Annotated in this window: 9 protein-coding genes; 4 read left to right on the forward strand and 5 right to left on the reverse strand. The window is 54.6% G+C overall.

Annotated features, from left to right (window positions below):
- Positions 1–50 precede the first annotated feature (50 nt).
- Positions 51–2,699, reverse strand: coding sequence for a TonB-dependent siderophore receptor (locus HDF12_RS00680; RefSeq protein ID WP_179580411.1), 2,649 nt, complete (start codon positions 2,697–2,699; stop codon positions 51–53).
- A 711-nt stretch (positions 2,700–3,410) separates the two neighbouring features.
- Between HDF12_RS00680 and HDF12_RS00685 the strand changes: the two genes are divergently transcribed.
- The 3 genes from HDF12_RS00685 (at position 3,411) to HDF12_RS00695 (ending at position 10,745) form a co-directional block, all read left to right on the forward strand.
- The gene (locus HDF12_RS00685) at positions 3,411–6,824 is read left to right on the forward strand and encodes a TonB-dependent receptor (protein ID WP_179580413.1); all 3,414 of its coding nucleotides are present in this window, start codon (positions 3,411–3,413) and stop codon (positions 6,822–6,824) included.
- 179 nt (positions 6,825–7,003) lie between these two features.
- Complete coding sequence (gene gyrA, locus HDF12_RS00690; protein WP_179580415.1) at positions 7,004–9,907, forward strand: DNA gyrase subunit A; 2,904 nt, start codon at positions 7,004–7,006, stop codon at positions 9,905–9,907.
- A gap of 292 nt (positions 9,908–10,199) precedes the next feature.
- Entirely contained in the window at positions 10,200–10,745 is a 546-nt protein-coding gene (locus tag HDF12_RS00695) for a hypothetical protein (protein ID WP_179580419.1), read from the forward strand.
- Positions 10,746–10,920: 175 nt separating this feature from the next.
- Here the strand turns inward: HDF12_RS00695 and HDF12_RS00700 are convergent, their stop codons facing one another.
- Positions 10,921–11,901, reverse strand: coding sequence for a hypothetical protein (locus HDF12_RS00700; RefSeq protein ID WP_179580421.1), 981 nt, complete (start codon positions 11,899–11,901; stop codon positions 10,921–10,923).
- 262 nt (positions 11,902–12,163) lie between these two features.
- The gene (locus tag HDF12_RS00705) at positions 12,164–12,625 is read right to left on the reverse strand and encodes a Fic family protein (RefSeq protein ID WP_257025538.1); all 462 of its coding nucleotides are present in this window, start codon (positions 12,623–12,625) and stop codon (positions 12,164–12,166) included.
- On the opposite strand from HDF12_RS00705, the gene HDF12_RS22110 reads away from it, so the two are divergent.
- Positions 12,560–12,826, forward strand: coding sequence for a hypothetical protein (locus HDF12_RS22110; RefSeq protein WP_257025626.1), 267 nt, complete (start codon positions 12,560–12,562; stop codon positions 12,824–12,826). The two genes, HDF12_RS00705 and HDF12_RS22110, sit on opposite strands and share 66 nt — an antisense overlap.
- Here HDF12_RS22110 and HDF12_RS00710 read toward each other — a convergent pair.
- Together HDF12_RS00710 and HDF12_RS00715 are read right to left on the reverse strand one after the other, a co-directional pair.
- Positions 12,823–13,005 (reverse strand): hypothetical protein, encoded by a 183-nt coding sequence (locus HDF12_RS00710; protein ID WP_179580425.1) that lies wholly within the window; start codon positions 13,003–13,005, stop codon positions 12,823–12,825. The two genes, HDF12_RS22110 and HDF12_RS00710, sit on opposite strands and share 4 nt — an antisense overlap.
- A gap of 145 nt (positions 13,006–13,150) precedes the next feature.
- The gene (locus tag HDF12_RS00715) at positions 13,151–13,750 is read right to left on the reverse strand and encodes a hypothetical protein (RefSeq protein WP_257025286.1); all 600 of its coding nucleotides are present in this window, start codon (positions 13,748–13,750) and stop codon (positions 13,151–13,153) included.
- Positions 13,751–14,302 lie beyond the last annotated feature (552 nt).

The following is a 14,302-nucleotide window of genomic DNA, read 5'->3' on the forward strand; positions in this document are numbered from 1 at the left end:
AGAGAAAAGTGGGGGCCAGTCTTTAGACCGACTCTGATGCTTCGCTCAACTTAGAACTTGAAGTTGATTCCGATCTGCGCATTGGCTCCGGCGCCGGGAATCAGGTGGCTCGGATGGGGCAGGTCAATATAGTAGCGATTGAGAAGGTTATTAACGTTCGCTTGCAGCTCCAGGCGATCGGTCAATGGTCGCCGCACCATTGCGTTGAAGATCCAGTAGCCGGGGACCTGCTTCAACTCGGTTGCGAGTACCTGGTAGTGAACGGCCGGTGCGCCTGTTGCAGTGAGATAGCTGATCGGACCCGAGTAGGCGGTCGGGACATAGGGGACCGTGGAGCTGGCTGTGCGACTGGCCACATAGTTTCCGCCCAATCCGACGTTGAGCCGCAATGGCAGGCGATGCGTCACAAAGAGATTGAAGGTCTGCTTGGGCACGTTTGCCAGGGGGTATCCGACGGAGGTTGGAAAGAACTTCGAGAAGATAACTTCGCTATCCAGATACGCGTAGCCGGCGACGATATCCATTCCTTCCGGCAGCCTTCCGACGAGGGAGAACTGCACGCCCTTCACGAGTTGATTTCCGGCTGCAACGATATTGTTTGAGTTTGTTGGGTCGGTCTCGCGGGCGTTGTCCTTCTCGGTCCTGAACCACGAAGCTTCGGCGAGAAGCCGCTCATTCAGGAAGCTCCACTTCGCGCCGACCTCGTAGGTCTGGTTCTCTTCGGGAGCAGCGGAGCTGTTCGCCAGGCCAATGCTCAAGCTCAACGATTCGGCTGCGGGGTTGAAGCTGGTTCCGTAGTCGAAGTACACGCTTCCTCGGCTGGAGGGCTTGTAGACAAATGCTGCGCGGTAACTTGGCTGCTCATCGATGCGGCTGATTGGAGCCACAGGAGCGGTGACGGTTCCACCTGCTGGAGGAGTGGGTTGATATAAATTGTAACCAGTATCGAACCTATCCCATCTCACACCGCCGCTCGCCTCAAACAGTCGCCCGAGCTTGATCGTGTCGACGAAGTAGAGTCCAACGCTCTCCGACTTGGTATGCACAATCGAGGTGATGTACCCTGTTCCCCCGAAGGGCTGCTGTGCATTTGGCTCGATCAGGGTAGCCGTCGGCACGGTGTTGATCTTGTTGATGGTGTAGCTTGTCCTGATCGGGTTCGAGATCTCCTGGCCGCCTTCAACTCCAGCCACCAGGGCGTGCTTTATGCCGAACGTTTTGAAGCGCGCCGAGACCTCGGTCTGGTCCCACAGATCGCCTTCGACGCTCTTTACCTGTATCTGATTCCGGTTGACGATGATCGTGCTCAGATCGCTTGCAGCGGTGTAGGCACAGGGTAATGCTGTATTTACCGCGGAGGTGGGCAACGACGACACGAACCCGCCAACCGGCACGCTCGCCGGCGCGTTTGAGCAGATCTGCGGCTCCGTGATCTGCGCCTGCCGGGGATAATTGGCTGCCCGCGCAATCGTGTGCAGATTCAGGTTGGGCGAAAATTCGTGTTCGACCTTAAGGGTCAAAATATCGTCGTTCGTGTTCAGGTAGTTCTCATCGGGGAAGCCGTAGTAGTCATGCCGAATCGACCCGGGTGCCACGGCGTTATTGAACCATGGCAGTCCATAGTCCGGCGTGTCGCTCTCGGTCATGTGCAGATAGCTCAGGGTCGCGCGCGTTTGCGTGTTCAATCCGACTGAAACTGTTGGCGCAATACCGAACCTTCGTATCTCCGCGTAGTCCCGTCCGGCGACTCCGCCCTCCTGCCCCATGAGGTTGACACGATAGGCTGTACCGCCCAGCACATCGAGCTCCGGTTCGTTGATGTCTGCCGTGATCCTGCGCGTCTTGTCGGTTCCGAACTGCGTCTGCACATTCACGAACTGCTGCACCACCGGAACCTTGCTCTCCTGATTGATCACGCCTCCGGTTGAACCGCGCCCGAACTGAACTCCGGCCGGACCTTCCAGTGCCTCGACCTGCTCGTAGTTGAACGAATCACGATAGTAGCTTCCGAAGTCGCGGATACCGTCGAGAAAGATATCGTTGCGCGCGGTAAAGCCGCGAATCGTCAGATTGTCTCCCTGTGCACCTGCCTCGCCCGCCGCCAAACTGATGCCGGGCACATTGCGCAGAGCATCGCGCAGAGTTGAAACGCCCTGATCCTTCAGGACAAACTGCGGCACCACGTTGATGCTCTGTGGAGTATCGATCAGCGGTTCAGTGAATTTCGAGAGCGAAACCGAGTTAGTAACCGAATCAGTTACAGAAACAGTGTCTTTCGCCTGCACCCCTACGAGCATCGTAGTGGCATCCTCCGCACGGTAGTTCAGACCGGTGCCTTCCAGCAGCAGACGCAGCGCTTCATCCTCTCGATATAGCCCCACGACACCCTGCGAGTTGAACCCTGCCACTGTTCCCGCCGGCAGCACGATCTTCACGGTCAGACCGGTGGCCTCCTCAAAAGCCTTCACCGCCGCATCCAACGGGCCTGCCGGAATATCAAACTTCTTCAGCGGCATCGTTGCTTCGGCCGCTCCACTCGCCGCCGGATCTGCCTTCTCGACCGAGGCCATCGCCGTCTTCGTGCCTCCCATCGCCGCATAAGCGGCCAGCGTTCCTGCCGCGATCCACCCGCGACTCCCGCCAATCGGTGCCCGGCTCTTCCTCTTGCTTGGTGTCGTCTTACGCGTCGCCTGCTTCATGCTTGTCTCCCGATAAAGTTCCGTGCTCCGTGAGACCGATCGCGTTCTCTTCTTTTTCAGAACGGCGTCGATCTTCATGTCCATCTGTCAGATCGAAGGCTGAGGGCAAAAACGGGCGCACCTCATCGTCGACCGCTAGTCCCCAAAATCCCCGGCGAGACCTGAATCGCCGGAAAAGTTTTGAGGGGCTTACTGATATGCAATGGAGTTTCGAGCCGAAGTAGAACGATCCGCAGATCGAACCTTATAATGCAGATAATCTGCAGTCACTCGGCTGTAGCTTCCAGGTCCTCGCGGTCTCCGCCAAGAGATATCCCGCGGGGATCTGGTCAAACACTCCAACTCCCAATCAAACTCCTGACATCCAGTCCTGAAGCTGCGATCAGTTGAATATACGACGGTATAGGTCCGATATCAAGTGATAGGCGACAAATTTAGTCGCAAATACATGACCATCTTGCGTAGGGTCCGCCACCAGTACATTCCGCCATCAATCCCTATATAAATTCATAGATATTTAGCAATTCTTATTGAAAGTAGGTGTTGGTGATGAGAAGAATAAGGCACTTACGACGACGCGCAGAATCTTGAGTGTTTGGTGGATAAATTGCTCTCTCTATATTCACGCGACCTAATCGAAAAATGACTTCGGTAAGCCATTCGATGGCCATCCGCGGTGTTTCGGTTTTGGTCAACCCTTGGAGAGAAGACATGCGACGAATTTCCCTTTTTGTTCCCGCTATAACGATGGCCTTTATAGGCGCTGCATTTGGTCAAACCACTAGCGGAGATTTAGTCGGCACCGTAAAAGATCCATCAGGTGCTGCCATTGCGAGCGCAGCTGTTGTCGTGACCAACGAAGACACTGGCGTGGCTACCAGTGTTAAGGCCGGAACTGCGGGCGAATTCCGTGTGGGCAACCTTCTTCCTGGTAAGTATGATCTCGTCGTAAGTTCTTCAGGTTTTCAGCCGTTTACGCTCCGCGGAATCGTCATCGAGCTCAATAAGACCTCTACTACCAACGTTGGTCTCTCGATTGGCGCCAGCACTACAGTGGAAGTCGCGGCAGAGGCCGGCGCCGCGCTGGATACTACCAGCACCAACCTCACCCAGACCTTTAGCAATGTCGAACTCACCGATCTTCCGTCGACGGCATCGGGTGGGTCGGCCGGCTTCGGCGTGTTGAACGCTTCGCTCTTGAGTCCCGGGGTGGCGTCAAGCGGAGGTATCGGTATCGGCGTAGGACCTTCGATTGGAGGTCAGCGCCCACGCAATAACAACTTCACCATTGAAGGAATTGACAACAATAACAAAGCTGTAACCGGCCCCCTTATCTATCTTCCGAACGATTCGGTTGAGAGCTTTACTCTGATTACAAACCAGTTTTCCCCGGAGTTCGGTCACTCTTCAGGGGGGCAGTTCAACACCAACGTCCTCTCCGGAACGAACAAGTTCCACGGGCGCCTGTATGAGTACTTTCAGAATCGCAATCTGAACGCCGAATCCGGCACTCAGGGCGGAAAGCCCGCCATCAACCCCCGCTACGATAATAACCGCTACGGCGGACAGGTTGGCGGACCGATCTTGCGCGATAAGCTCTTCTTTTTTGTCAACTTCGAACGTAACTCGATTGGGTCGAACCCGGCCATTTTCTCCTGCGTGCCAACCGCCGCAGGACTCACAACTCTTCAGTCGCTGGGTTCGCCTTACGGCCTGAATGGAACCAACCTGGCTCAGTACCTTAAGTACACCCCCGCAGCGACAACGTCGGGGCCAAACGGGACAGGAATTGACGCGTCGGCCGACGTCGCCTGCGGAAGTGAGGCAACAGGGCCGCAATTCCTTACCGTCAACTCAGCGGTTTCAGGTGCATCAACCAATATTCCTTTAGGTAATTACCAGAGCACAGCAAGCACACCGTCAAACTTCGACGTCCTGACAACAAGTGTCGACTACACGATCTCTAACAAAGACAGCTTCCGCGGACGTTATTTGTACAACCGGCTCACTGATACGGATACGGCAACCAATACGGTCCCATTCCCAGTTTTCTTCACGCAACAGCCGTTCCGTTTCCAGCTCGTTGCACTTAGCGAATTTCACACGTTTACACCAAACCTCACCAACGAATTCCGCATTGGCTTCAATCGGTATTCGAACACCGTGACTGCGGGAAACTTTAGCTATCCCGGGCTCGATCAATTCCCCAACCTGGTCTTTGATGATCAAGGCTTTGTCAATCTTGGACCGGATCCGAATGCACCGCAGTTCACGATTCAGAATCTGTATCAGGTCGTCGACAACGTCAGCTACGTTAAAGGAAAGCATACCCTCAAGATCGGATTTGACGGTCGCAAGTACATCTCTCCTCAAGGATTCACGCAGCGAGCGCGAGGAGACTACGAGTGGAATGCCCTCTCAGAGTTTCTTCAGGATCTCGCACCTACGAGCTTCGGAGAGCGTTCTACTGGCAACCTGACCTACTACGGCGATCAGACCGCGCTCTATGGCTATGTCAACGATACCTGGCGGGTTAGCCCCAGGGTTACACTCAACGGTGGCCTTCGGTATGAGTTCACCGCCGTTCCTGTCGGCGAGCGGGCACAAGCGCTGAATTCTGCTGCCTCCGTTCCTGGCCTGATCAGCTTCGGGAAGCCGTCACCAGCCTACAAGAGCTTTGCGCCTCGCTTTGGCGTCAACTTTGCACCCGATGACAAGACCTCTATTCGCGCAGGTTTCGGGCTGTCCTACGATGTGCTGTTTGACAACCTTGGTACCCTCTCCTTTCCTCCGCAGTATTCGGCCACCAATGATGTCGGCAACCCTGGCAACCCTGCACCAGGAGACCCGAACTTCCTCGCGAACGGAGGTCTTCCTCCCGGCAAGGGCGGCATCCTGGTCTTCCCGAACACACCGGCTGGCCTCGCAGATCAGCGCGCGTCCACTGCTGCATACATTCCCAACCAGACGGTCCCCTATTCGGAGACCTACACGCTCACCATTCAGCGCACCTTTGCGACCAACTACACAGCCGAGATTGGATATGTCGGTACCCGAGGCATTCATCTACCGACGCAGATCCAACTCAACATTCAACCGCGGGTCAATGCATCGAATGTGCTTCCCACCTCGTTGAACGGCGGTACTTCGGTCATCGCTCCTGCAGGTGCCAGCACGTTGGCTGCGATCAACAGCCTGTCAAATATCCGCCCGGATTTCCTCGCCGCTGGCTTTACGAGCAAGATGACTTCTTATCAGCCTTATTCCAGTTCCAACTACAACGCTCTGGTTGCGAACGTGACTCGCCAGTTCACCGGTGGATTGCAGACCAATCTTTCCTACACCTACAGCAAGACGATGGATGACGCAACGGCGGAAGTCTTCGCGACTACGCTCACTCCGCGACGTCCACAGAATTCGCAGAACGTAGCGGCCGACTACAGCCGTTCAGCGCTTGACCGTACGCATCGCATCTCGCTCGAAGCGGTCTACGATCTGCAGCTTTACAAGCATGCCCACTCGTTTCTTCTAAGGAATGTCGTTGGTAACTGGACCATTGCACCCATCTACACCTACGAATCGCCCGAGTACGCCACTGTGCTCTCCGGCATCAATTCAAACCTGAACGGCGACAGCACCGCAATCGATCGCTCGATCATCAACCCGAACGGTGTGAAGGGGACAGCAAGTACGGTATCGGCTCAACATGCTACCAATCTCGATAGCCTCTGCACGCCGGGGACAGAAACGACAACTTGCACTGCGAACATCGTCGGCTATGTAGCCGACAACCCAAACGCTTATTACATCCAGGGTGGAAAGGGAACGCTCCCGAACGGTGCGCGTAATACTTTGCCTACTCGTCCAATTAATAACTTCGATATGTCACTTTTGAAGCGCGTCACATTCCGCGAACGATACTCAATCGAGTTCGGAGCGCAGGCTTATAACGTACTCAACCATGCTCAATACACTCCCGGCACGGTGAATAACATCAACTCGACCTCCAATACAACGACGTATATCAACTTCCAAAGGGTTGATAACGCGTTCTTCAATCAGCCCGGCAAGGTCTTCGCCAACAATGCCCGCACAATGCAACTGTCCGGGAAACTCTTCTTCTAACTGAAGATTGCAACAAAAAAGGGATGGGCTAAAGCCCGTCCCTTTTTTTGTCGATAAAACGGCTGCGCTAGCAAAAGTCTGTAAGTCTTGCATTTTCTGCGTGTGTTTGCCCACCTACAATCTGTTTGCCGAGGACCGCTTTACCCCGCCAAATCAAGCATTTATCATTGAAGTACACCATGGCTGATGATCTGTTTCCGCAAGACCCGAAGAACCCTGACGCACCCTCCCCGCAGGACGCGAACTCCAACAACCCTCCCCCCGCAGGATCTCCTCCGGACGGCTCGACCGTCCAGGGCCGGGGTGCTGCGTTTATGCTCTCCATCAATATAGAAGAGGAGATGCGGAGGTCGTATCTCGACTACTCCATGTCCGTCATCATCGGCCGCGCTCTGCCCGATGTGCGCGACGGTCTCAAGCCTGTTCATCGCCGTATCCTCTACGGCATGCAGGAGATGGGTCTCCAGTTCAACAAGAAGTACACCAAGTCCGCCAAGGTCGTCGGCCACGTGATGGGTAACTACCATCCCCATGGCGACTCCGCCATCTACGACACCATGGTCCGGCTCGCCCAGCCATTTTCTCTCCGCTATCTATTAGTAGACGGTCAGGGAAACTTTGGCTCCGTGGACGGTGACTCCGCCGCGGCCATGCGGTACACCGAATCCCGCCTCACCCGGCTTGCCGGTGAGATGCTCGCGGACATCGACTACGACACGGTCGACTTCTCTCCGAACTATGATGAGTCGTCGCTTGAACCTACCGTGCTCCCGGCCCGCATTCCGAACCTTATCGTCAACGGCAGCTCCGGCATTGCCGTCGGTATGGCGACGAACATTCCGCCGCACAATCTCACCGAGATCGTGAACGCGTGTATCTCGCTGCTGCAGAAGTCCCCGCAGGATCATCGACCAGATCTCGACCTCGTCCTGGAGCACGTGCTTGGACCGGACTTCCCGACTGGCGGCTACCTGTTCGGCAAGACGAATATCCCCCAGGCCTACCGCACTGGCCGCGGGCGCTTCATGATGCGCGCCAAAGCGTCCATCGAGAACATCTCCGGCGGGCGTCAGGCCATCATCGTCACGGAGATTCCTTACCAGGTCAACAAGTCCAAGCTCATCGAACGTATCGCCGAACTCGTCAATGAAGGCGTCATCACCGACATCGCACGCGACGAGTTCCGTGACGAGTCCGATCGCGACGGGATGCGCATCGTCATCGGGCTGAAGCGCGGCGCCGAGCACCAGATCGTTCTCAACCAGCTCCATAAGCACACCCAGATGCAGGAGTCGTTCTCGATGATCTTCCTGGCCGTCCACAATGGTCAGCCGAAGGAACTCCCGCTCGACCAGGCGATCCGGGCGTTCCTCGATCACCGCACAGAAGTAGTCCGCCGCCGGACTGCCTTCCTGCTCGCGAAGGCTCGCGACCGCGAACACATTCTGCTTGGATATCAGATCGCGCTCGATCATCTCGACAACGTCATCAAGATTATTCGCCAGTCGTCCAGCCGTGCCGATGCTCGCGAGAACCTCTTCTCCTACTTCTCGAACAAACGCATCAACCTGCGTGGCACCGAGCTCGCCGGCATCACACTCGACCCCGTGAAGTACAACATCGACATGACGTTCTCCACCACGGGCACGTTGATCCTTTCCTACAAGCAGATCGACGCGATCCTCGAACTGCAGCTGTACCGCCTCACGCAGCTTTCTATTGATGAGTTGCTCAAGGAACTTGCCGAGGTTCGCGACAACATCACAGAGTTCGAGTCAATCCTGGCTTCACCGGCGAAGTTGCGCAAGGTCATCGTCAAGGAGCTTACCGAGATTCGCGACAAGTACGGCGATGCTCGCCGCACTACCATCATTGATGAGACTGCCGAGCTGCAGCTGGAAGATCTAATCACCGATGAGCAGGTGGCAGTCACGGTATCGAACACCGGTTATCTCAAGCGCACGCCTATCTCGATCTACCGGCAGCAGCGTCGTGGCGGCACGGGGCGGCTTGGTATGAAGACTCGCGAAGAGGACTTTGTCGCGCAGCTCATCATCGACTCGACCCATGCGTATCTTCTCTGCTTCACGAATACGGGTCGCGTCTACTGGCTGAAGGTGTATGAGGTTCCTGATGTTGGCGCGGCGGGCAAGGGTAAAGCCATGGCTTCGCTGGTCGCTCTGCAGCCTGGCGAGAAGGTGGTGACGATTCTGCCGGTTCGCGATCTTGAAGAGGACTCGAAGTACATCCTGTTTGCGACGCGCAATGGAACGGTGAAGAAGACAGCGCTGAAGGACTTCTCGAATGTGATGGCGCGCGGGATTATCGCGATCAATATCGAGAAGGATGATGAGCTGATCATTGCGCGGATTACGGATGGGCAGCAGGTGATCTTCCTGGCTACGCATGATGGCATGGCTATCCGGTTCAATGAGCAGGACTTACGCCCGATGGGGCGGCCGGCTACGGGAAATCGCGGAATTACGCTGAAGAAGGGCGACTATGTGATCGGAGCGGCGGTGACGCCTTCGAACGAGGCGCGCAACAAGCAACGGCTGGAACGTGCTGCTCAGAAAGGGCTTACGGATCAGGTGGAAGCGGCGATTGACGAGGCTACCGAGTCGACTGAGGGGCAGCCGCTGGAGCTGGCTGAGCCTGGTGAGCTGGCTGCTCCAGTGGCTTCGGCTGAGGTTGCGGCTAAGCTTGAAAAGCTTGATAAACAGCTGGGTTTGACGCCTTGCCTGGTGCTTACGGTGAGTGAGAATGGGTTTGGCAAGCGGACCGATGTGGATCAATATCGCCTGCAGTCGCGTGGCGGTAAAGGGGTCATCAACATGAAGACGACCCCTAAGATCGGCAAGGTTACGAGCATTCAGCTGGTCGATGACACGACGGAGATGATGGTGATCAGCCAGTTTGGCAAGATCATTCGCATTGATACTAAGAGCGTTAGGGCCGCGGGGCGGAGTACGCAGGGGGTGAAGCTGCTGGATCTTGAGGATCAGGATAAGGTGGCGGCTGCGGTGGTGATTCCTCCGGAGGAGGCTAAGACTCAGCCGGAAGAGGGAACTTTGCTGCAGTAGTTTTTTGTTTGCGGTAATTTTTTATGATGTGGTGGCGCCCGTTTTTGCTGGGGTTTTTGGCAAAAACGGGCGTTTTCGCGTGGTGAATTGGTGGTGAGAACGTGGTGGATTGCGTGGTGAGCGTGGTGTTTTAGCAGCGTGTTTTTTGGGCTCTAAAGATGCGCCACCTCTTCCGGGTTTATTTTTGGGTTTCCCGTTTTGGGAATGCGGGTGGGTTGGAGGCTGCTATTCTTTTCTGGCTTTCGTGGCAGCGCCCTGGATTGATTGGGCTGGCTGCGTAGGAGAACTTGCCATGAGCAGCAATGAGAAGACGCGGGGCAGCTTCACGCAGAGGGTCAAGCACGAGCTTATTGAGTTCTGGATGATCGCCTTGTACCTGATGTTCTTCTTCTGTGCGCTGGTGACGTACACGATGCTGCTGTTGAAGAAGTATGAGGTCAGCAACGATGTACTGAACTACGGCTTTGCGGTGATGAATGCGCTGGTGATCGGCAAGGTGATTCTGGTGGGGGAGATGATGCGCGTGGGCAGGGGCTACGAGAAGAGGCCGCTGTACCAGTCTGTCCTGTTGAAGTCGATTGTCTTCGCGGGGCTTGTGCTGGTGTTCCATATCCTCGAGGAGACGGTGAAGCGGGTGATTGCGGGGAAGCCGTTTGGTACGGTCTGGCACCATCTGCAGTGGGAGGACATGGTCTCGCGGGCGCTCGTCATCTTCTGCGCGTTCGTTCCGCTGTTTGCGTTCAGGGAGATTCGCCGGGTGCTTGGTGAGGAGAAGCTCTACGCTCTGTTGCGCGGGCGAGGAGTCGCCGACATGCCGGATTCTCCTGTCGGACGCTAGCTGTTGCTGAGCGCAGAATTGCGTAGGCGATCAACGAGATGACGCCCGTTTTTGCTGGTGTTTTTGGCAAAAACGGGCGTTTTCTACGTGGTGTTTTGGTGGTGTAGATGCCGGAGTATTACCAAAACTCGCGTTCTGGGTGGTGTTTTGGTGATGTCTGAAGTGAATTCTTAAACTAGCCGCCGAAGACTGCCATCGTTAAGGATTTTCCGAATGGTATGCCGAAATTCCCCGTTTTGTCACTGAATCCCACAGGATTTGACTCCGAAAAAAACGTAATTTCCTCACGGACTTTTTCGTTAAGGAGAGACTGAAGATAAACGATGAACGCAATCACCTTCGGCGGGCACGCCAAAGCTTCTTGCCGCCTAGGCAGAATCGAATCCACTCCGCATTGGTAAGGAATGTAGGATTCGGTTCTTGGCAATAACGGTATCCTATCGTCGAACCAGATTTCAGCTGAGCATAGATCTTCGGGGTCAGGATACGAATGGGCAATCTTATTTCGAAGTCTGAAGACGCTTTCTATGTCTCGAACTTGTTGATCGGTCTCGCGAGGAGTTTTGGCTATTTCACGGCAGTGGAGCGGGAGACGCAAGAGCTTGTCTTTCCATGTTTCTCTTAATGCTTCTTGAAGAATTACCTTATTTTCAAGAAGTGTTTTATTGCGTAGAACAGCAATGAGCATATTTAGGTAGGACTCCGCCGTATAGGCACATTCCATCACCAACGCTGTTGCAATACAATTCTGATGCTCCATCTGTTTCATGTATCGGTCTATATCTTTCGCATGTTTGTCGCTGTCGCCTTTCTTGACCACTATGCTCTGCGGTACATCAATGTCTTTTACCTTTATCTTTCGTAACTCTCCTTCGAAATAGGTCATCATACGGCGGTGCCAATAGTGAGGATTGATTACAAGTCGATACTTCTCTAGCGACTCAAAGGATTCCTTGAGTCCTTTCTCGTGAAGTGCGAAATTGTGCGTAAACATTTTGAGTACTTCTTGCGAAGTAATCTTTCCACCGAAGCGGCGGACCTCTAGATTCAACCAACTTCGAACTATCGAAAGATAGGTCGAGTCAGGAAGTTGTAAGAAATATTCATATTTAAAAGGAGCATCAGGATCTCCGTGCACACCTAGCGCGAGGGACATTAGTCCTTGCGGCCTCCCAAAAAGACTCTTCAGTAGCGCAAATAGATAAGCTTCCGGAAAAACTCAACGGAAGCCGAATAGACTGAGCTCCCATTCCTTTTATAGGTATAGGCCGTACTGCCTTCGCGAGGGATAAGTCAAAATCGGTGAGCAGTATTGGCGTACTCATCTAATGAACATATTAGGTGACGCAGGCCGCATCTAAAAATCTAAATGTAGATGCCTCGCAGGCGCACAAATGAATGTTGTCGCGCGAGGAGTCTTATTCGCCGCCCAACTTTGAGTCCTCGTGAACCGCCACTAGTTGCGCAGCTAGCATTGAGCCAAGCAGTTCCTTCATGGCGGTCAAATCAATCTTTCCTTCGCGCCACGCAATGTCAGCTTCCTCAAGCGCCTTATAGTATGGCCTCTTGTCGGCAGAGATTTGTTCGGGAATGGTCAGCTTACCGGGTAGTAGATAGCCCAGCTTCACGCAGAGAATCAGATATGAGGCCGCACGCGAAGTCCTTCCGTTTCCGTCAGTGAAGGGATGAATCCAGTTCAGCCTCCACATGACATAGGAAGCAAGATGTAGTGGACTCTTCTCGTTCCACCTTTCGTTCACGTAGTCGCATAGCTCTTCGATCATTTCCGGAATCCGGAAAGGGTCTGGAGGGGTATGGCCGCTTCCCTGAATCTCGATTCCAGAGGGTCGCCAGTTTCCGGCGTACCCCGAGAGACCCATCAGCGCCACGCGATGAAGAGTCTGAAGATGAGAGGGACGAAACTTGAAGGGCCGCTCAGGGTCGAGGAAGCTCTGGATCATCTCGACGACAACCTGAAATTGCTTCAGGCCATTGAGGACCTCTTGCTGCGCTTTAAGCGCGGGATCGGTGATCAGCTCAGCTTCGAAAGCCTGACTGTGCCGAACCTCATCCGCCATTAAAGTGCCTTGGCTTCGATCTGTAAAAGTTCGTCTTGCTCGGCAACCATCTCGCGCGTTACGCGGTCGTTTTCAATCTTCGTATTGCCATACGCGAAGCTCCGCCGTTGAGCCTGCAATTCATCCGGTGAGACAGGGCGCGAACGAGCTGCATCTATGAGCATTTGAAGATTTTTCGGCATGACGGTTTCCTCTGTCTTTTTGAGGTTATCACTTAAGCAGCTTCGCGTTCCAGCATGCGAAAGAGGGGTACGCAGTGGATAAACAGGATAATCTCGCTCTGGTGGATTAGTGCCGTCTTTCCCATGGAGGAACCCAAGACTGTGGCTAGGTCGCAGGCACCAATGCGATGTCGTCGCCGACAAAGGCGTGCAGCGATTGGCCTTGTTTGATTTCGACGTTCTTGCCGTGTTTGATCAGGCCGATGGGTCCGAAGAGCACTGTGAGGACTACGGCGCCGGTGGTTCCGCTTTCGCCTTCTTTGCCTTTTGTGCCGCGTAGCTTGATCTTGGTGTCGCCTGCCTTGAGGTAGTTGAGGCGAATGTTCAGATCGCCGGCTTTGCCCATCATTCCTGACTTCTCGGCTTTGGTGACCTCGCCGATTGCTTTATCTCCGGCTTTTGCGACTACGATGTCTCCGACCTTGAGGTCATCGACGAGCGTTAGCGTCACCGGATCGCCTTCGGATGCGGTCTTTGAGCTGAGGTCCTGTGCAAACTGGAGATTCACGTCCGTGCCATCACGCAGCATGTACCTGCCTGAGGCGTCCGGAGCATTTGGGTTGGGAGGAGTTACAGGTGCTGGGGTGACTGCGGCGGCGAGTGGGGATGATGCGGGAGCGGATGTTCCAGTTACAGCTTGTTGCGCTTGGGCGAGATTGCCGAATCCAGAGAGAACCAAGAAAAGTGAAGCAAGGGGGTAACGCATTTTTTTCGTACGACCTGATCTCAACAAGTTTGAAGTCAAGACGAAAGCTATCTTCATTCGTGTGACAAAACAAGGGGGAAAATCGCGATACTCCACTAAAGTCGCAGCTGGAGGGAATTGTTTGCGTTGGTGTGAAGCTGCGGGAGGAGGGTAAAAGCAGATTCCTCCGCTTCGCTGCGGAATGACAACAAGAGGGCGAGCAAGGACAACTGCAACTGCAGCTACAACCGCAGATTCCTCCGCTTCGCTGCGGAATGACAACAAAAAGGCAAACAACGACAACTGCAGCTGCAACGGCAGCTGCAACGGCAACTGCAACGAACTGCAACGAACTGCAACGACAACGACAACCGCAGATTCCTCCGCTTCGCTGCGGAATGACAACAAAAAGGCAAGCAACGACAACTGCAGCTGCAACGGCAACAGCAACAGCAACGAACTGCAACGACAACGACAACGACAACCGCAGATTCCTCCGCTTCGCTGCGGAATGACAACAAAAGGGCAAGCAACGACAACTCCTTGGTTGGGTCGGTAGATTTTGGGGGCGAC

Source organism: Tunturiibacter gelidiferens (assembly GCF_013410115.1).
Lineage (GTDB): Bacteria > Acidobacteriota > Terriglobia > Terriglobales > Acidobacteriaceae > Edaphobacter > Edaphobacter gelidiferens.